Origin of the sequence: Turicimonas muris (genome assembly GCF_002221595.1) — a bacterium.
GTDB classification, from domain to species: domain Bacteria; phylum Pseudomonadota; class Gammaproteobacteria; order Burkholderiales; family Burkholderiaceae_F; genus Turicimonas; species Turicimonas muris.
Genome location: NZ_NHMP01000002.1, coordinates 260,638 through 280,313 on the forward strand (window position 1 = coordinate 260,638; position 19,676 = coordinate 280,313).

A 19,676-nucleotide genomic window follows, 5' to 3' on the forward strand; every position below is an offset into this window, starting at 1 on the left:
AAGTGTCTTAATTATCCTCCCACTGATAGGAAGTTTCCATGACTTCTCCTAAATTGTTTAAACTTGCAATAATAGATACAAATTAAAGGAAATTACATGCGCTATCTTGTACTTTTAGTTCTGCTTTTGTTAGGAGCAGGCTTTGTGTTCCTGAATTGGGATGCAGTATGCAGTCCGACTGAAGTCAATATGGTATTCACCAAAGCTCAAGCCCCTCTCGGGATGATGCTTTTAGTCTGGTTCGGTATCCTTTTTCTTGTTGTTTGCTATGGTCTGGTTAAGCAGCAAGCTACAGCATTAACTACAGCAAATAAGATGGCCAAAGAGTTAGAGGCTCAGAGAAAGTTGGCAGCTAATGCCGAAGACTCTCGTCTTACTAACGTTAAATCAGAATTTGATGCTAAATGGCAGAAGCTCGTTGACAGTCAAACTGCAATCCTGGAAGCCTCTGAAAAGAGAATCATGCAGGAACAAACTAATTTACTTGAATCTTTCAAAGAAGCACTCAAGAATAATGAGCAAAGCAATCAAGATTTAAGTAAGAACATTACAACGGCTTTAGATACGATGGACGATAAGATCACCAAAGTATTGATCGACGTTAAACAGGTTACGGCGTCTTCTAAGAGCGCCCCTGCATCGCAGACAGAGCAATAATTCTGAGCAGTACAAAAATGAAGGCCGGTTAAACCGGCCTTTAAAATATTTAAGTTAACTAGAATTTTTTGTGATATTCCTCAACGCGAGCGACTTCTTCTTTAGCTCCTAAGAATACCGGTACGCGTTGATGAAGTTTTTCCGGTTGAAGATCAAGAATAGCGCCTTTACCGGTGGAAGCAGCTCCGCCGGCTTGTTCAATTAAGAATGACATTGGATTAGCTTCATACATAAGACGAAGCTTACCAGGCTGCTCGGGCTTTCTGTTGTCCCATGGATACATAAAAATGCCTCCGCGGCAAAGAACACGGTGAACTTCCGCAACCATGGCGGCAACCCAGCGCATATTGTAGTTTTTGCCCAAAGGTCCGTCTTTTCCTGCTAATAAGTCTTTAACGTATTCTTTGACCGGAGCCGCCCAATGACGCATGTTGGACATATTGATTGCAAATTCTTCCGTAGTCGCTGGAATTTGGACGTTTTCTTTGGTAAGGATATAGTTGCCGGTATTCATGTTTAAAGTGAACATGACGACTCCTTTGCCGAACGAGAATGTCAAGATAGTTTGCGGAGAATACATGACGTAGCCCGCAGCAACTTGCTGTCGTCCCGGAATCAGAAAACTTTCGTTCGTGATTTCACCTTCCGGAGCCTTTGTGATTGAGAAGATTGTTCCGATAGGAGCATTAATGTCGATATTGCTGGAGCCGTCGAGGGGGTCAAAGGTAATGAGGTATTTGCCTCTCTTAAACTGAGAAGGAGTGACAAGACAGTCATCCATCTCTTCGCTAGCCATACCGGCAACAGAACCGGTCCATTCAACTCCGGAAACAAAGATCTCGTTGGAAATAACGTCCAATTTCTTTTGATGCTCTCCTTGGACGTTGTCAGTACCAGCCATTCCCAAAACGCCGGCCAGCGCACCATGAGTAACTTTATCGTTGATGTCTTTGCTTAACTGAGCAACGGCACTGATTAATGCGGATAATTCGCTGTCAATCAAATTGTTTTGAACGGCAGTTGTTAGATATTGAGAAAGAGTAATAGACACAACACTTCTCCGATTAAATGGGTTCGTTAATAGCTTTATCCACAATCTCTCTGAGATCTGCTGAGAGATTCTTTTGTTGACTTACGTATCTTAATGCTTTGTACATCATTGAAGACAGTCTCGGCTCATACCTTCTCCAATTTTCTAGTGTTCTGGCCAAGCGGGCAGAGACCTGCGGGTTAAAACTGTCGATATTAAGAACAGTTTCAATCCAGAGCTGATAACCGCTGCCGTCAAGAGTATGGAATTCAGGACCGCCTTTGGCAAAGAAAGTTCTTAACAGCGAGTAGACGTTATTCGGATTCTTAATGGAGAAAAGTGGATCCATCATCAAAGAGCGGATTTTGTTCACAACCGGCATCTCTCCGTGAACCGAGGTCGCTAAGGCTTGAACTTCGAGCCATTTGTTAATTAGGAGAGGCTCTGTTGCCCATGCGATAGAACTCTTGTTGAGCATTTCTTGACGAATGGGAAGACCGGAGTGTACAGCTATGCTTAAGGCGCCTAGTTTGTCCGTAATGTTGTTCCCTTTTTCAAAGAAGTTGCGGGTTTGCTGAACCCCCTTCGGATTACCGGAAGCGACAAGATAGGACAAAGAAAGGAACTTCAAAGCTCGTTTTCCGGCGAGATCCGGATCATATTTATATATTCCCTCGGTTGTGCAGGTTTTTACCTTATCCTCAAAGCTGGTCTTGAGTCTTTGCCCAATTTTCTTTTGCATCGCCTGACAAGCCGCACGAATTAAAGCCGGTTCAATAATGATTTGGCTTTCATAAATGGCTTGTTCGCTAGGCAGCTTTAAAATCTCTGCTCGGTAAGCCGGGGACAATCTTTCATCGTTAAGAATTTCTTCAAAAGTTGCTAAATAAGCTTCCATTGGAGAAAGAGAATTCGCATTTTGAGTTTTTCTTAATTCTTGGATGAAGGCGTCGATAGCTAAAATAGAAAGCTTCTCAAAGGCTTCAGCGCGGTTAAACAGATCCGAGTCGTTTTTGGCTAAGAAGACTAGTTGATCTCTGGTTAAATCCATGTCACAGATGACGGGAGCAGAGAAGCCTCTGCCTAAAGACAGAAGAGGTCTCCTGTCTACATTGACCAAAGTCCAAGTTTGTACGTCTTGATTTAAAAGAAGGACTCGAGTAGTTCCGACGGGCAGCGGTTCACCTTCCAGCTGCAAAGGAATATCTTCGCCTTTGTCATTGAGTACTCCGACAGCTAAAGGAATCATCAAAGGCTGTGGTTTCGGTTGACCAGGAAGGGTACGGTTGGACTGTCTTGTGGTAATAGTAAATGTCTTCTTGCTTTCGTCCCATTGAGTCTTCACCGAGACGCGAGGAGTACCGGCCTGGGAATACCAAAGAGCGAACTGAGAAAGATCAGCGTCGTTGGCTTCTGCCATCGCAGTACGGAAGTCGTCACAAGTCGCCGCAGACCCGTCGTATCTGCGCAGGTATTCGGCAAGCCCTTTCTTAAAACCTTCCTTCCCGAACATGGTTTGATACATACGGACAACTTCTGCACCTTTTTCGTAAACGGTCATGGTGTAGAAGTTGTTAATTTCGCTGTAGGAATCGGGACGAATCGGGTGGGCCATAGGACCGGAGTCTTCCGGAAACTGAGCGGTGCGCAAAGCCCGGACGTCTTTTATTCTTTTTACGACTTTTGCTGATTCAGAACCAAGCATATCGCTTGCGAACTCTTGTTCTCTGAAAACCGTCAAGCCTTCTTTCAAAGACAATTGGAACCAGTCTCTGCAAGTCACGCGATCACCGGTCCAGTTATGGAAGTATTCATGTCCGATAACGGATTCAATAGCAGCGTAATCGGAATCGGTCGCAACTCCGTCATCGGCAAGAACGTATTTGGCATTGAAAATATTCAATCCCTTGTTTTCCATTGCACCCATGTTGAAGTCGTTAGTGGCAACAATCATGAAGCGTTCCAGGTCTAAGGTAAGGCCGTAGCGGACCTCATCCCAGCGGATAGCTTTTTTAAGGCAATCCATAGCGTGGACGGTCTTATTCTCGTTTCCTGGTTCTGTATAAATTTGCAGAAGAGCGGTTTTGTCGTTGTTGAGTTCAATTTTGTCTTCGTTGACGGTGAAGTTGCCGGCAACAAGGGCGAACAGGTAAGAAGGTTTCGGGAAAGGATCGTGCCAGATTGCGTATTTGCGCCCGTCAGGAAGCACTCCTTGATCTACAAGGTTTCCGTTGGAAAGAAGAACTTTGCACTCTTTAGGAGCATGAAGCGTCACGGTGTACTTTGCCAATACGTCCGGGCGATTAGGGAAGTAAGTGATACGTCTGAAGCCTTCTGCTTCGCACTGTGTTATGAAGTTGTTGTTCGAAAGGTACAGACCGGAAAGCTCAAGGTTAGCTTTGGGATTGATTCGAGTAACAATTTCTATATCGGTGGGCTCTTTAATTGAGTGAAAAATCAATTTGCCGGCATTCATGGCATACTGATTCGTCAAGCTCGGCTGTCCGTTAATTTTTATTGAGACAAGCTGGAGACTTTCACCGTTTAATTCAAATTCGTCGCTTTCTCTGCCTTCTCTCGGGACGACATGCATGGTAGAGGTGACGATTGTTCTATCGGGAATTAAATCAAAAACGAGATTAATCGTTTCAACATCGTGGTTAGGTGCTTTGTAATCTTTACGGTAAACGACCGTTTGTCTGTTTGACATTGAAATCCTCGCGTAAAACTGTCCGATTATTCTAATTAATATCGAGGAAGTTATCAGAAATTACCAAATCGGAATAGACATCGAAATTCTGGAGCTTAAGCTCCAGAAACAAATAATCACCAAAAAATGTAGCTTCATAATTTTTCAATAGCTAGAATCCTTTCAAATATTTAACGGAGATTCCTATGTGCACAACAGTCATTGTTGGTGAAAAGGCCAGTTACGACGGCTCTTTTCTGATGGCCAGAAGCGCTGACAGCTCTGCTCTAAAGGCCCAACATTTTGTAATTCATCCGGCAAAAGAATATCCCGAAGGTGCGATGTACCGCACCAAGGACTACGATGGCGCCACAGACTTTTCTTATCCGTTGCCAAGACAGGCAATGCGCTACACAACGGTTCCTAACTGGAAAACAGGACTGCACGGTGCAGTAGGATTTAACTCCGAAGGTCTCGGCATCACCGGCACTGAATCTATCTTTGCTCGTGATGATGCTTTAGCTATTGACCCCTACAATAAGGAATCCGGCATTACTGAAGACGATATTCTTGACGTTCTTCTTCCACGCTGCAAAACAGCTCGCGAAGCAGTGGCCCTTCTTGGCAAGATTATCGAAACACAAGGCGCCGGAGAAGGTTTCGGTGTGGGTTTTGCCGACGACAAAGAAGTCTGGTATCTCGAGACCGGAACAGGTCATCAATGGATGGCTCAGCGTACTCCGGCCGAAGTCTACTTTGCATCCGGCAACCAAGGCAGATTGCGCTTCTTTGATCCGAAAGACGACACAATGATGGGTTCTCCTACATTGATTTCTTTCGCAGAAGAACACGGCTTCTACGATCCTAAGTCAGGCAAGTTTGATTTCGCTGCCGCTTACACCCGCAACGATGACAGAGATCGTATTTATAACGATCCGCGCGTTTGGGTAATGCAGAAGATTTTGAATCCGTCTTTAGAGCAAAAAGTTGCTGACGGAAGAAACTTTGATGTTTATCTCAAGCCTGAACAGCCCGTTACTCTTCAAAATCTGAAAGATATTATGCGCAACCACTTCGAAGGTTACGCTCACGACCCTTACAGTTTTGGATTAAACGGAAGCGAACCTTGGAGACCAATCAGCGTATTTAGAACTTATGAAGCTCATATTCTTCAAGTTCGTCCATGGATGCCGAGAGAAATCGGCGACGTGATTTACGTTGCGTTCGGTATGGCTTGCCTTTCTTGCTTCATGCCTTTCTACCAAGGTTTAGATCAGGTTCCTGTTGCGTTCGGCGAAGGAACTGATCATGCAGACGACAAGTCTATCTATTGGAAGTTCCGTAAGCTCCAAACGCTTGCTATGACAGACTTTCCGACTCTGGCTCCGATCGTTCAGAAGAAATTTGCTGAGCATGAAGCTGCTATGAGTGAAAAGCAGTCTGCTATGGAAAAAGAATACACCAGCTTGTATGCAACTGATAAGCAGGCAGCTCATGATCTGCTTCAGAAATTCAATTTGGAAGTTTTCGGAGAGACAGAAGAAGTCATTGATGGTTTGATGAATGAGCTCTTTACAGTTCTCACAGCAAAGATCGAGAAAGAAAACTTCTTCGCAAATAAGAAAATGAAAGACTAATCTTTCTTTTTTGAAAACCGCCTCCTATCTGGAAAGCTAGGAGGTATTTTTTGCATCCGAAAAGCTTCAGGCAGACAAAAGGCCTCCGAGGAGGCCTTATCCTGTGCATTACAGTTGGTTATTTAGCAGCGGCTTTCCATGCATCTTCAAGAGGAGGGAACTTCTTGTTTTCAGCGATGTAAGCATCAACTTCTTTGTAGTTGTGGCCGGCTGTCTTATGGCACTGTACGCAGTTGGTTGGTTTGTCTATAAAGCCCTTGTGGAACTGAGCAATCATCGGCTTCTTGGCATCGTACATTTCTTCCAGGTTATGGCAGCCGCGGCAGTTCTTGAAGTTGTTGCCGGTCATTGTGTCGATAACGCGTTTTTCGGTAACTTTACGTCTTTCAATCCATTTTTCCGGAGTGGAGTAGTTGCCCTTGATTTCGCCGATGAGAGAAACGAAACCGGCTTCAGCTTTTGCGAAAAGAAGCTGAGTATAGGCAACTGGGGTCAAAGGATGATTTGTTTCATTTAAAAGGTGGCAGTCAGAGCAACCTGCTGTTACGCCAGTCGGAGTTCTGGCATGCTGTCCTTGCTTCCATGCATAGGCTACGCCGTCCATGGAGTGACACCATGTCGTACAGAATTTGTCGGAACCAGCCCACTGTACAACGGAAACGGTGGAAGCAGAAATCACGATACCGACAACAATACCAATAACTAAGAGCCAAAAAACTCCCCATTTGCTTCTAGAGGACATATTCTTCTTCCTTGCTGTTGTTAGTTAGTCAAAATGTTCTGACTCTAAGGGTGAGTCGTGTCGCTCTATGCTTCTTCTGGAATGTACGAGAGAGCGACATGAACTAAGTTTATCTTAAGAAATAATTGGAAATAAAAAGAGGAAATAAAAAAAATATGGAACTAACCCTACTAATCCTGGGTTCTCCCCAATTCGAGGTAATCTTTTTGGGTCATCACATCAGGCCGATAATCACACTTGTTTGGTCGACTTCAAGGTAGGCGTCCGAACCGATAGTCAGTGTATGCGGGCTATGTACAAAACCGACAACATTAATTCCATTCGCTAGTCGTAGAGTAACTTCACCACCTTTATCTCTTTGGGGTAAGCGAGCAACCTGGCCTTTTAAGACTTCTTTGTCATAGTTCTCCGGGAGGGAGTCAAGAATTTTTGCTCCGGTAGCTTTAAACAAGGCTAATACAGTCATTCCTATCTTTAAACCGAGCAGCTGCTGACTTTCTGTCGTAATGCTGGCTTTTAAATAGGCGTGTTCAGCAACTTTTAAAACCACCTTGGATTGAGAAAGACCTCCATGAATTTCTTCAATCAGGCAAGGAATCACATTTCGTACGCTCATTTTGAGCGTACTGGCGGCTAGAGATGCAAGTTTTGAATGTTGTCCGTTCTCAATATCCATCAAAATTTGTGAGCGAACTTTGTTCAGAGAGGCGGATGCTTCCAGTACCAGTCTTCCGGCAGGAGTCAAGACTGCTCCGCCTCCGGAGGAGCCACCTACAGCTTTTTCAACCAGCGGTTCGCCGGCAAGATTACTCAGAGTTTCGATTGCCTGCCAAGCGGCTTTATAGCTGATTCCGGCTGAACGTGCTGCCTGAGAAATACTTCCCAGACTGTCGATTCTCTGAAGAATATCTATTCTTTTATCTACACTCTCTAATCCCAGGGCATCAAAGATGTTCATATCTTTACCAATTAATTATTTTACGTATACAATATCGTTATTCTAATCTAGAATAACGACAAGATAATTATTTCTTAAAAGAGCATCATGAAACAAAGTTTATTGCTTTTAGCTGTAGCAGCTATCTTCTCAACCTCAGCCGATGCCGCCGACATTAATATCGCAGTAGCCGCCAATTTTACCGCTCCTATGAAAGAGTTGGCCGCTATGTATGAAAAGGAAACCGGTAATAAGATTCTAGCTTCCTACGGCGCAACAGGTGCCTTTTACGCACAGATAAAAAACGGTGCTCCTTATCAGGTTCTTTTTGCCGCTGATGCAAAAACCCCAGCTAAGATTGTAAAGGAAGGTTTGGGTGCTGAAGGTACGAATAAGGTATATGCGTACGGTAAGTTAGTTTTGTGGAGCGCCGCACCTGACTTTGTAAAAGAAGATAAGAACTTTATTCTTTCTGACAAAGTTAAGAAGATTGCCGTTGCTAACCCCAAGTTAGCTCCATACGGAGAGGCTGCTTATCAAACAATGACAGCTTGGGGCAATCTGAAGAAAGCGGAACCCAAATTTGTAACCGGGGACAATATCGGTAAGACATTCCAGTATGCCAAGACAGCTAACGCGCAGGTTGGTTTCGTCGCTTTGTCTCAAGTATTCAAAGACGGAAAGATGACCTCCGGTTCCGGCTGGATTATTCCAACTGACTTGTATCAGCCTATTCGTCAGGACGTCGTTGTCTTGAAGCCGGGTAAAGGCAACAAAGAAGTTGCTGACTTCCTTAAGTTCGTTGAAACCAATCCTCAAGCTAAGAAGTTAATTGAGTCCTACGGATACGGACTGTAAGAGAGTTTTAGATGTTTACCGCTGAAGAATTACTGCCTATCCAACTAACTCTAGAGCTAGCTGCCATAACTACAGTGTTTCTTTTAATTGTCGCCACGCCACTGGCGTGGTGGCTCGCTAATACAAAGTCGAAGCTGAGATCCGCAGTGAGTTCAGTGGTGACATTACCTCTTGTTTTACCGCCCAGTGTATTAGGTTTTTATCTTTTAGTAGCCATGGGGCCAAATGGGCCTTTGGGTAAATTGACAGAAGCTTTAGGGGTAGGGCTTCTGACATTCACTTTTCCGGGGCTTGTAATCGGCAGCGTCGTATATTCGATGCCGTTTGCTGTGCAGCCGCTGCAGGGAGCGTTCGAATCTATCGGCAAAAGGCCGCTGGAGGTCGCTGCAACACTCCGGGCCGCGCCGTGGGATACTTTCTTCAATGTAATTCTACCACTAGCGAAGCCTGGCTTCGTAACTGCTTCTTTACTTACTTTTGCGCACACAATTGGCGAGTTCGGCGTTGTTCTGATGATTGGGGGCAATGTTCCCGGAAAAACTCAAGTTGTTTCCACAGAAATCTACAGCTATGTGGAAGCAATGGAATACTCAAAGGCCCATTGGCTGGCTGGCGGTATGGTCTTATTTAGTTTCTTTGTTCTACTCGGACTAACATTATTAAATAGAAAAAACGATCGCTTCTTGACCTAGGAGAATAAGTTGGAATCAATAAGTACAAGTGAAGTGAACTTATTCCTGGAAAGGAAAGGAGGTTTTAAGCTTGACTGCAGCGTTAAATTCCCCACAGAGGGAATTACTGTTGTTTTTGGAGAGTCGGGTTCCGGTAAGACAACATTTTTGAGATGCGTGGCGGGGCTTGAACGTGCACATGGCTATGTTCATGTCGGCAATGAACTCTGGCAGGATGACAAGAAGAATATCTTTTTACCGACTTGGCAGCGCCAGCTGGGTTATGTATTTCAAGAATCTTCTCTTTTTCCTCATCTTTCCGCGTTAAAAAATTTAGAGTTCGCTATCAAGAGAAGCAAAAGTCCCAACTCCAAAGAGAGAATGGAAACCGCTATTGAATTGTTAGGAATTCGAACGTTGCTTAACCGCATGCCTTCTCAGCTTTCGGGCGGAGAACGGCAAAGAGTGGCAATTGCCAGAGCCGTGGCGACGGATCCACATGTAATGCTCTTTGATGAGCCCCTAGCTTCTTTGGACTTTGCCAGAAAGGTTGAAATTCTCCCTTGGCTGGTAAAGCTTAAAGAAGAACTCAAAATACCAATGCTTTATGTGACTCACTCTACAAATGAAGTAGTGAAACTTGCCGATCACATCATTGTGCTTGAGAAAGGACTTTTGAAAGCCAGCGGCTCTCTGCAAAGCGTTTTATCCAACGTAGATCTTCCCGTTAAGCTCGAAGGAAAACTTGGAGTGGTTCTGCGCGGAAAAGTGATCAATAAGGACGCCCGCTGGAATTTATTGACAGTAAGAATCGAAAAGTTTGATATTACCGTCCCTGACGGAGGAGAAGGGGTTGGAGACTCCGTGAGTTTGCAGGTGTTGGCTAAAGACGTTTCTATTGCTGCAGCAAAGCCTGAATCGACCTCAATTTTAAATATCTTGCCGGGTATAGTCACCCAAATACGGCAAGAAGATAATCATATCGACAGCTTGGTTCAAATTGACTGCAACGGTCAGAAATTTTTGTCTTTGGTGACAAACAAATCTTTAAATTCTCTCTGTCTCCAAGAGGGCTCGAATGTTTGGGTTCAATTTAAATCGATGAGCTTAAGTTCCCAGTGATTTGCCTAAGACTTAAAAATTTTGCTGTGAAATACAAAAGGAGATCAAGTTTTTTAGACTGATCTCCTTTGAATTTTGGTCCAACCTGACTATTCCAAGACTTTAACCATAAAGTTCGAAGGTCTTCCTTCAGAATAGACAACAGGAATTTGAATCTTGACCGAGAGTCCTCCTTTGATGCTCTTCATATCCGGGATGACTGTGTATTCAGAAGGCGGATAAGTTTTTTGGAAGATAGTCTTATTGGTGTTGACAAAAGTGACTTGAAACTGAGGAAGTCTCTGAGTTCTCATATCCTGATTTTGTACTTGGAGCGAGACGTCCCAGGTGTCTCTGCCTGTGGCATTCATCTCCGAAGTCAGGATTCTCAGCGGCCTCATCGGAGGGCAGTAGAAGAACTTGCAGCTTCTTTCAGAAATTGAGTTAAGAGGATCCTGTTGCATGATGCTTGGCTGCAAGAATAAGGCAACTTGCCAGGTGCACAGGCAAACCACAATAAAGCAAATAAAAAGCATCACTGATCTCAGAACGCCAGATGGAGTCGGAGCTTCTTCGGGAGCTTCTAGATTTTCATCGGGAGGTTCCATGACGGCTTTAGGCTTTTGGCTTAAAGGCGTTGAGAGTTCCTCTAAATCCTTGGAAAGCGCAGCCATCATTTCACGAGGATCTTTGCGCTTAACTGAAGAGGGCTCAGCGGTTGAAGAAATGGGAGCCTGAGGAGTTTGTCCAGCGGGACAGCCGGTGGAAGTGCCTGCAGAAGAGGGTTCTGTAGGAGAGGGAGAAATTTTTGGAGTTTCAGTCTTGGCAGATGTCGGAACCGGAGAATTCAGTTCAGCGGGCACAATTCTCGGAATTAAATCTTCTTTTCGCTTTAAAGGTTGAGAAAGACTCGGTTCATAAGGAAATCTAAGACCTTTTGAATTGCCAGAGATTTTCGGCTCCATATTCTGCTCGCTCGGTTATTTCTTTTGTCCTGCTAAGCACACCCATCCTTCCGAAGTTTTCCAAATCTTCAGATCCAGAGTGGCACACAGCCCGTTGTAAAGTTCTATTAGCTCTTCAGCTTGTCTCTCTAATATACCCGATAAAACCAAGGATCCGCCTTCTTTTACGCGGGATATGAGCGCAGGAGCCAAGATTCGGAGGGGGTTGCTCAAAATATTAGCTACCACCACATTAAATTTTTCATCAGGCAATTTGGATGGGAGATAGAAGCCTGCCTCAACTCCATTCTGCTCGGCATTGTATTTAGCCGCTTCGATGGATTGCGGGTCGATGTCGGTGCCCATAACAATATCAGCACCAAGTTTCTTTGCGGCTACGGCAAGAATTCCAGAACCACAGCCGTAGTCGAGAACACTGCGGCCGCAAAGAGCATGCGAACTCAGCCATTCAAGACAAAGATGGGTTGTGGGATGAGTCCCTGTACCGAATGCAACGCCCGGATCAAGTCTGATATTGATTGCATTCGGATTAGGAGGTTCGTGCCAGGACGGAACAATCCATAGCTTTTCGGAAATTTGAGTCGGAGAAAATTGAGCTTGCGTGATGCGAACCCAATCGTTATCCGGAACGACTGTTTCCGCTTCAATTTCCGGTACTTTGAAATGCAGTTCGTCGCAGCATTTATTTAAAACCTTAGCAATAGGAAAGTCTGCGGGGACAAGAATTTTCAATCTGGAACGATTCCACGCCAGTCTCTCGGGCTCCAGCCCAGGCTCTCCGTAGAGCGGAGCCTCGTCTTCGCTATCAGCATCGGCATCTTCGATGCTGACTGAATAGACACCTTCGTCCATTAAGAAATCTGAAAGTTCTTCGGCTTCGTCTTTTTCGACCAAAATTGAAAATTCTTTGAGCATTTAGCAGCCTATGCGTGTTTACGGTTCATGTGCGAGAGTTTTTCTTCCAGATAGTGGATGCTTGGGCCTCCCTTTAAATAAGTTTGGTCAATCATCATTTCTCTGTGAAGAGGAATATTGGTTGAAATTCCTTCTACAACAGTTTCGGACAACGCGCATCTCATGCGGGCAATTGCTTGCTCACGTGTGTCCCCGTAAGAGATGAGCTTGCCGATCATTGAATCGTAGTGCGGAGGTACAAAGTATCCCGGGTAAATGTGGGAGTCAACGCGTATTCCTGGACCGCCAGGGGCATGGAAGGTCGAGATTCTTCCCGGGCTCGGTGTGAATCTAAACGGATCTTCAGCGTTAAGTCGGCATTCAATGGCGTGGCCTCTGATTTGAATATCTCTCTGGCGATAGCTTAAACGTTCGCCGGCAGCAATTTTGATCTGTTCTTGAACCAAATCGACGCCTGTAATTAATTCCGTGACAGGGTGTTCCACCTGAATACGAGTATTCATTTCGATGAAGTAGAATTCTCCGTTTTCGTACAAGAATTCAAAAGTGCCTGCGCCTCGATAACCTATCTTTCTGCATCCGTCTACACAGCGTTCGCCGATTTTTTCGATTTGACGGCGAGGGATACCGATAGCCGGAGCTTCTTCAATGACTTTCTGATTGCGTCTTTGTATAGAACAGTCTCTTTCGCCAAGCCAGATAGCATTTCTGAAAGAGTCGGAAAGTACTTGAATCTCAATGTGACGAGGATTTTCAAGGAATTTTTCAAGGTAGACGGTACCGTTGCCGAATGCGGCTTTAGCTTCTTGTCTTGTGGTATTGACCGCATTAATCAGAGCAGCTTCGGTATGAACGACTTTCATTCCTCGTCCGCCGCCGCCACCGGCTGCTTTAATAATGACCGGATAGCCGACTTCACGTGCCAGACGAATAATTTCTTTCGGGTCATCCGGAAGCGCGCCGCCTGAACCCGGAACGCAGGGAACGCCGGCTTCAATCATGGCTTGTTTGGCCGAAACTTTATCTCCCATTAAACGAATAGTTTCCGGGCGAGGTCCGATAAATACGAATCCGCTGGATTCAACCCGTTCAGCGAAGTCTGCATTTTCCGACAGAAAACCGTAACCCGGGTGAATAGCCTCGGCATCGGTGACTTCAGCCGCACTAATTAAAGCCGGGATATTCAAATAACTTTGGTGAACGGGAGCCGGTCCGATACAGACGGACTCATCTGCAAGCCTAACGTACTTGGCGTCAGTGTCTGCTAAAGAATGAGCAACCACCGTTTTAATGCCCATTTCTTTACAAGCACGCTGAATTCTAAGGGCAATTTCACCTCGGTTGGCAATTAAGATTTTTCCAAACATGGTTACTCAATAACAAAGAGGGCTTGTCCAAATTCAACAGGCTGAGCATTATCAACCAGAATTTCTTTTACGGTACCGCTGACTTCTGCTTCAATTTCATTAAGCAGTTTCATGGCTTCAATAATGCATAAGGTGTCGCCTTTCTTTACCTGAGAACCGACCTGAACGAAAGGATCGGCACCGGGGCTAGGGGCGCGGTAGAAAGTGCCGACCATCGGGCTTGTTACCTGAGTCCCGGACGGAGCAGCGGCCTTAGGGGCAGGAGTGGGTACTGACACTGGTGCAGCTACCGGCTCTGCCGGTCTGTAAACTGGCTGAGGAACTTCGACTACGGCTGGTTGTGCAGCAACAGATACCGGTTTGTTGACGATTCTGACTTTTTCGCCTTCTTCAGTAATTTCCAATTCGGAAACTCCTGAAGCCTGTACCAAATCAATAAGTGTTTTAAGTTTACGCAGATCCATGATGATCCTCTTCTCTAATTAGAATTAATTAAATATTCAGCCGCCAGCAGATACCCTTTATACCCTAAGCCAATAATGCATCCTCTAGCAATGTCGGATAGATAGGAATGATGTCTAAAAGGTTCCCTAGCAAAGATGTTTGTAAGATGCACTTCTATGAAAGGGATGTTGACTGACAAGAAGGCATCTCTAATGGCAATGCTTGTGTGAGTGTATGCGCCGGGATTGATGATGACTGCGTCGACTTCTTCTCTGGCGGCTTGATGAATTTTGTCAACAAGGTCTCCTTCGTGGTTGCTCTGATAGCAAATCAGTTCAACACCGTAAGAAGCACATTTTTGACTAAGTTCGTTTTCAATTTGTTCTAAGGTCACAGATCCATATTTTTCAGGCTCTCTTCTGCCTAAAAGATTTAGATTGGGGCCGTTAAGCAGCAAAATTTTGTTCATCACGTTCAGGGGAGGATGGCGGAAAATCTCTCAGCTCCCCTTAGAGTTATTTATTTCGTAAGTATAGTACTTAACTTTCCCTAAAAACATTAAGAAATCGGGCTATTTGTATCTATCTTGATGGATCTGTGAGGGGGAAAAAAGAGTTTTAAGCCCTTTATTAAAGCGTCAAAGACAAATGTAAAGATCGGCGAAGATACGCGAAAAAGGCAGAAAATGGCCTGGTTATTTAGTTTTATCAAGAATTTTTTTAAGATCTTCAATTGTGGCAAATTTGAAGCTTTCTTCTTCGATTTGCCATTGATCAGGAAGTTTGTTTTGCTTTTTCTTTCCTTGCTGGTGCCCGTCGTAGACGCGCAATACTACCCAGACAGAGATGTGTTGATCCCGAAGTACACCGTTTCTCAACGAAGGGGCTTCGACGATAAGTTCTTCAACCGGATCTCTTTTAGTTCTTCCTTCTATCGGATAAGACTCAAAATCAATATTTCTATCCAACAAGAATAACTCTACTTCTTTAGGATCGTCCGCAGCTAGATCGATATAAATATTAGAGAATTTATCTGCGCACCCGTTGAGAACACCTTTAGTTAAAAGCGGAGAGTATTGCTCTAACTCCTTCATGACCGTTAGAGCCATCAACCGAAGCTCCCTTAGACGCCCTTTATGTCCTTCCGGATCAAAAATTGCGTAATGTTCCCTTAGTGCCGTCTCGATTTGTTCATCGGACGGAAGCATAGAAGTGGAAAGATGCGGATTACTTTCAAGTATTTCGCTTCTGGCTTCGTTCCAAGGAAGCCCTTTTTCGGCGATTATGCCGGCAGCAAGGGCTGCATATTTATTAGGCTGAATCACGGTGTCCTTAGATTTCTATGAAAACGTAACAAATTCTAGGCGATCAGAATGCCGCAAAACCAAGAAAAAATTATTCTGAGCTGCCCGATGTCCAAATCGTTACTAAATTTCTTATGTATATTCTTGAGACTAAAGAGCGCCTCGATCTATAGTTCTCTGATTACGAGATAGATGTTCGGAGAAATTGTGCATATTCATATTGTTGGTATTTGCGGGACCTTTATGGGAGGAATCGCTCAGCTTGCCAAATCCTTAGATATAAAAGTCAGCGGCTGTGATGCAGCTGTCTATCCCCCAATGTCTGATCAGCTTAAAGAAGCTGGGATTGAACTGATCGAGGGCTACGATTCTGAGCAGTTAAAGTTAAATCCTGACTTGTATATTATCGGTAATGCTATCTCTCGAGGAAACCCTCTTCTTGAAGCTATTCTTAATTCAGGGGCTCCATACACTTCGGGACCACAGTGGCTCGCAGAAAACATTTTGTGGAAGAAGAAAGTCTTAGCTGTTGCGGGCACCCATGGCAAAACCACTACAAGTTCCATGCTGACATGGATTTTGGAAGAAGCTGGTTTGAACCCAAGCTTTTTAATCGGAGGAGTGCCCAATAATTACCATCGTTCTGCCCGTTTGACTGACTCAGAATACTTCGTTATTGAGGCAGATGAGTACGACACAGCATTCTTTGATAAGAGAAGCAAATTTGTTCATTACCGTCCTTGGGTGGCAATTCTGAATAACTTAGAGTATGACCATGCCGACATTTTTCCGAATATCCACGCAATTCAAAGACAGTTCCATCATTTAGTCAGAACTATTCCATCGCAGGGAAGAGTAATTTATAACGGCGAATCCGAAGCTCTTAAAGAAGTATTAGAAATGGGGCTTTGGACGCTGGCTGAATCCTTCGGTACTTCAGATTCGGACAACTGGCAATTAAAAGATCATGAGGATTCGCGATTGTTCTCCGGTTCCAAGGAAATCGGAGAAGTTTCTTCTCCGTTGCCCGGACATCATAACCGAATGAACACAATTGCCGCAGTAGCTGCGGCAGCAGCAATCGGAATTTCTGCTGTCGATGCTTTGCATCATATGGAATCCTTTGAAGGTGTAAAACGCAGACTGGAACTTAGAGGAACGGAAGACGGAGTCAAAGTTATTGATGATTTCGCCCATCATCCAACCGCCATTGAAGAGACTCTTAAGGCACAAAGAAGCGTCCAGAGGGAGGGAAGAATCATTGCGGTGCTTGAACCTCGGTCAAATACGATGAAACTTGGAAGCATGAAAGACAAACTTCCCGGATCATTGGAGTTGGCCGATGAAGTTGTCTGCTTTCAATCTCCTGCAGTGCATTGGGATGTGGCAGAAGCTCTCAAGCCGCTTGGGAATAAAGCTAAAGTCTTTAGTCATCTTGAGGAAGTTGCCGAAGCAGCAGTGAAGACTGCCGAGCCGGGAGATACAATTTTGGTAATGAGCAACGGAGGCTTCGGCAATATCCATGAAAAACTTCTGAATGTTCTCCGACAGAGGTCTATTAATGAATAGCACTACTATCTATATTCATGGATTTCTTTCTTCTCCGTATTCCAACAAAGGAAAGATTTTGGAGCAAAGGCATCTTCAAAGAGGAATTCCTTTTATTGCTCCGGAAATTTTTGTAGGACCGAAGAAAGCCGCCGAGATAATTATAGCTGCCGTAGATCAGGTTCAAACGGACGATTTTTGTTTTATCGGTTCATCGCTAGGCGGTTTTTATGCCACCTGGGCAGCGGAAAAGTTTAGTAGAAAGGCGGTTCTCTTAAATCCTGCCGTTCGTCCTTGGCTTTTTATGGAAGATAAGGTCGGGGTGCACTACGTGGAACAAACCGGCGACAAAATCGTTGTCTATCCGGAGTACGAAGAAGAATTAAAGGCATTAGCCGTTAACAGTCTTAAAGCTCCTTCTAATTACTTGACCATCTTGGGAGATAAGGATGAAGTGCTCAATTGGCACGATGGTGAGGAGTTTTACCATGGGACTAATGTCAAGATAGTGCACGGAGCGGACCATAGACTCTCAGGCTTTGATTCTCTTGCAGATGATGTTATGAATTTCCTTCATGGCAGGATCTCCAGGTAAGATCTGCTTTCTCAAAGAAAGGATGACAATGAATTTATTTTTCGAAGAAGACGGTGCTTTTAAGGCAGGAGTCATTCTGAACGCGACGGACGCTGCTTATCAGATCGAATTACCGACAGGAAAAAGAATAAAAGTTAAAAAATCACATAGTTTTTTTGAATTTTCCGCTCCCTCTCCTCTCGAATTTATTCAGCAGGCTCAGGCTGTAGCTGAAACTATTGATTTAGATTTGCTTTGGGAGTTCGCTGCAGCTGAAGAATTTACTTATCAGGATGCTGCAAAGGAATATTTCGGGGAAGAAGCCGGCAAGCTTGAACAGGCCGGAACTCTTTTCCGTCTTCATGCCTATCCCGTCTACTTTTATAGAAAAGGTCGAGGAAAATACAGAGCAGCTCCCGAAGAGACTCTCAAACTTGCTCTGGCGGCAATTGAAAGAAAGCGAAAGCTGGACGAACAAAAAGATGCTTACGTCAAGGAACTTCTCGAAGGCCGAGCTCCCGAGGCTATCGCTGCTCAGGCAATTCAGCTTTTGTCTAAGCCCGACAAAAACTCTATTGAGTGGAAAGCGCTGAAAGAAGCCACTGACATTAGAAGCTGTTCTCCTCTAAGACTGCTTTTAGAAGTAAAAGCGATTCCTAACGCATGGAGATACCACGTAGAGAATTTCTTTTCAATTAACTTTCCTAAAGGAAAGGAATTTCCGAAGACCTTTCCGGAACCTCAGAAGGAATGTTTTGAGGATCTTCCTCTTGCTGACGGCCAAGCTTTTTCGATTGACGATTCCAACACAACTGAAATTGATGATGCGGTTTCCGTGACACCCGTGGGAGACAACAGAACCAAGCTAGGTATTCACATTTCAGCGCCCGGTCTTGGAATCTTGACTGACTCTGAAGTAGATAAAGCTGCGCGAGAAAGAATGTCTACTGTGTATGCTCCCGGTCTGAAGACAACGATGCTGCCGAAAAGCTGGGTTAAAGCCTTTTCTTTGGATGAAGGAAACATTTGTCCGGTTTTATCTTTGTATGCTTTAGTAGATAACGAGACGTTCGAAGTAGTCGTGACGGAAACACGATTAGAGAGAATCAAAATCGCCGCCAACTTGTGGTACGACAAGATTGAAAGCCAAGTAACAGAAGAGGCTGTCCGAGACAATACTTTGGACATACCGTTCGGTAAGGAAATGTCCTGGGTGTGGCATTTTGCAAAACATCTTCAGCAAAAACGCGAAGAAGTTCGCGGGCGTCCTGAGCCGGTAGGAAAAATTGACTGGTATTTTGATCTGAAAGGTGAAGATGAAAACGCAACCGTTGAGCTGAAAGGCAGAAAACGCGGTGCTCCACTTGATTTATTGGTGGCCGAGGTAATGATTTTTGCCAATGCTTCTTGGGGTGAGTGGTTGGAGAAAAAGAAGGTTGCCGGCATCTACCGCAGTCAACGAATGGGCAAAGTGAAGATGACTTCCGTTCCGGGACCGCATGACGGAATCGGTGTTGAGTACTACGCTTGGTCGACTTCTCCGCTGCGGCGTTACGTCGACATGGTTAACCAACGTCAATTGATAGCTGCCGTCAGAGATGAGAAGCCTCCGTTTAAGGCTAATGATCTGGATTTGTTCAGCATTATTTCCAACTTCGATACGAAATACACCGCCTTTAATGACTTCCAGACTCGAATGAACCGTTATTGGTCTTTACGCTGGATTGAACAGGAAAAAATCGAAAATATAAAAGTCACCGTCGTTAAGGGGGATTTGGTTCGCTTGGAAGGTTTGCCAATGATGCAGAGAGTACCGGGACTTCCGGAGTACTCTCGAGGCCAGAACCTTCTTATGAAAGTAGTTGGCATCGATTACATTGAGCTTGTTCTCGAACTGCGTTTAGTTGAAGTTTTGGATCAGGAGGATGCCGAAGACTTATCGGAGGAAGAGCTCGTTGAAGTTGAAGAGCCACAAGAAAATCCAGCTCCTCAGACTAATTCCAGTGATTCGGAACAACCAAAATCTAATGAAGCAAGTTAAGAGATTTCTTCTTTTGGGAATTCAAAATGGTTTCTGAAAGAAATTTCTACATATTCAAAGTTATGTATTAAGGCTTCGTAAAGTAAAAAAGATTCGTTTTGCCCTTTGGGAATCAAGGGATAAGACCCGCAAAATGACCCCGCGGGTTTAATTTTGCGCGGAAGATCTTTTTTGCTCTCTGGGTATTAAATTTTTTA

18 protein-coding genes are annotated in these 19,676 nt (G+C 44.5%); 8 read left to right on the forward strand and 10 right to left on the reverse strand.

What is annotated here, in order from left to right:
* Window positions 1-96 precede the first annotated feature (96 nt).
* Window positions 97-657: a hypothetical protein gene (locus tag ADH67_RS04540; RefSeq protein WP_066593825.1), complete on the forward strand. Its 561-nt coding sequence runs from the start codon at window positions 97-99 to the stop codon at window positions 655-657.
* A gap of 58 nt (window positions 658-715) precedes the next feature.
* On the opposite strand, the gene ADH67_RS04545 is transcribed toward ADH67_RS04540, so the two are convergent.
* On the reverse strand, window positions 716-1,708 hold the full coding sequence (locus ADH67_RS04545; protein WP_066593823.1) for a class 1 fructose-bisphosphatase: 993 nt from the start codon (window positions 1,706-1,708) through the stop codon (window positions 716-718).
* Between the two features lie 13 nt (window positions 1,709-1,721).
* Entirely contained in the window at window positions 1,722-4,397 is a 2,676-nt protein-coding gene (pepN, locus tag ADH67_RS04550; protein ID WP_066593822.1) for an aminopeptidase N, read from the reverse strand.
* 185 nt (window positions 4,398-4,582) lie between these two features.
* On the opposite strand from pepN, the gene ADH67_RS04555 reads away from it, so the two are divergent.
* A complete protein-coding gene (locus ADH67_RS04555) occupies window positions 4,583-6,013 on the forward strand; it encodes a C69 family dipeptidase (protein WP_066593811.1) in 1,431 nt (476 codons plus the stop codon).
* A 118-nt stretch (window positions 6,014-6,131) separates the two neighbouring features.
* Here ADH67_RS04555 and ADH67_RS04560 read toward each other — a convergent pair whose 3' ends face one another.
* Together ADH67_RS04560 and ADH67_RS04565 are read right to left on the reverse strand one after the other, a co-directional pair.
* Window positions 6,132-6,755, reverse strand: coding sequence for a cytochrome c3 family protein (locus tag ADH67_RS04560; protein WP_084081509.1), 624 nt, complete (start codon window positions 6,753-6,755; stop codon window positions 6,132-6,134).
* Between the two features lie 214 nt (window positions 6,756-6,969).
* Window positions 6,970-7,713 carry a TOBE domain-containing protein gene (locus ADH67_RS04565; RefSeq protein ID WP_066593809.1) on the reverse strand — a complete coding sequence of 248 codons (744 nt, stop codon included), beginning with the start codon at window positions 7,711-7,713 and terminating at the stop codon, window positions 6,970-6,972.
* An 87-nt stretch (window positions 7,714-7,800) separates the two neighbouring features.
* Here ADH67_RS04565 and modA point away from each other — a divergent pair, with 87 nt between their 5' ends.
* Genes modA through modC form a run of 3 tightly spaced genes read left to right on the forward strand, consistent with a single transcriptional unit; the run spans window position 7,801 to window position 10,343 of the window.
* A complete protein-coding gene (gene modA, locus ADH67_RS04570) occupies window positions 7,801-8,550 on the forward strand; it encodes a molybdate ABC transporter substrate-binding protein (protein WP_066593807.1) in 750 nt (249 codons plus the stop codon).
* 11 nt (window positions 8,551-8,561) lie between these two features.
* Entirely contained in the window at window positions 8,562-9,242 is a 681-nt protein-coding gene (gene modB, locus ADH67_RS04575; protein ID WP_066593804.1) for a molybdate ABC transporter permease subunit, read from the forward strand.
* 9 nt (window positions 9,243-9,251) lie between these two features.
* On the forward strand, window positions 9,252-10,343 hold the full coding sequence (gene modC / locus ADH67_RS04580) for a molybdenum ABC transporter ATP-binding protein (protein ID WP_066593802.1): 1,092 nt from the start codon (window positions 9,252-9,254) through the stop codon (window positions 10,341-10,343).
* A gap of 89 nt (window positions 10,344-10,432) precedes the next feature.
* On the opposite strand, the gene ADH67_RS04585 is transcribed toward modC, so the two are convergent.
* The 6 genes from ADH67_RS04585 to ADH67_RS04610 form a co-directional block, all read right to left on the reverse strand.
* Window positions 10,433-11,287, reverse strand: coding sequence for a DUF3426 domain-containing protein (locus tag ADH67_RS04585; protein ID WP_066593799.1), 855 nt, complete (start codon window positions 11,285-11,287; stop codon window positions 10,433-10,435).
* Window positions 11,288-11,302: 15 nt separating this feature from the next.
* On the reverse strand, window positions 11,303-12,202 hold the full coding sequence (gene prmA / locus ADH67_RS04590; RefSeq protein ID WP_066593797.1) for a 50S ribosomal protein L11 methyltransferase: 900 nt from the start codon (window positions 12,200-12,202) through the stop codon (window positions 11,303-11,305).
* 8 nt (window positions 12,203-12,210) lie between these two features.
* Window positions 12,211-13,569, reverse strand: a complete 1,359-nt coding sequence (gene accC, locus ADH67_RS04595; protein ID WP_066593795.1) for an acetyl-CoA carboxylase biotin carboxylase subunit — start codon at window positions 13,567-13,569, stop codon at window positions 12,211-12,213.
* Between the two features lie 2 nt (window positions 13,570-13,571).
* Window positions 13,572-14,033 (reverse strand): acetyl-CoA carboxylase biotin carboxyl carrier protein, encoded by a 462-nt coding sequence (gene accB, locus ADH67_RS04600; protein ID WP_066593792.1) that lies wholly within the window; start codon window positions 14,031-14,033, stop codon window positions 13,572-13,574.
* A gap of 14 nt (window positions 14,034-14,047) precedes the next feature.
* Window positions 14,048-14,482, reverse strand: coding sequence for a type II 3-dehydroquinate dehydratase (gene aroQ, locus ADH67_RS04605; protein ID WP_066593785.1), 435 nt, complete (start codon window positions 14,480-14,482; stop codon window positions 14,048-14,050).
* Between the two features lie 225 nt (window positions 14,483-14,707).
* Window positions 14,708-15,337: a hypothetical protein gene (locus tag ADH67_RS04610; protein ID WP_066593781.1), complete on the reverse strand. Its 630-nt coding sequence runs from the start codon at window positions 15,335-15,337 to the stop codon at window positions 14,708-14,710.
* 186 nt (window positions 15,338-15,523) lie between these two features.
* Here ADH67_RS04610 and mpl point away from each other — a divergent pair, with 186 nt between their 5' ends.
* From mpl to ADH67_RS04625, 3 genes are read left to right on the forward strand one after another with little or no spacing between them, the layout of a single operon-like run.
* Entirely contained in the window at window positions 15,524-16,885 is a 1,362-nt protein-coding gene (mpl, locus tag ADH67_RS04615) for a UDP-N-acetylmuramate:L-alanyl-gamma-D-glutamyl-meso-diaminopimelate ligase (protein WP_066595848.1), read from the forward strand.
* A complete protein-coding gene (locus ADH67_RS04620) occupies window positions 16,878-17,459 on the forward strand; it encodes a YqiA/YcfP family alpha/beta fold hydrolase (protein ID WP_066593779.1) in 582 nt (193 codons plus the stop codon). The genes mpl and ADH67_RS04620 overlap by 8 nt, the downstream gene beginning before the upstream one ends.
* A 28-nt stretch (window positions 17,460-17,487) precedes the next feature.
* A complete protein-coding gene (locus tag ADH67_RS04625) occupies window positions 17,488-19,479 on the forward strand; it encodes a ribonuclease catalytic domain-containing protein (RefSeq protein ID WP_066595845.1) in 1,992 nt (663 codons plus the stop codon).
* Window positions 19,480-19,676 lie beyond the last annotated feature (197 nt).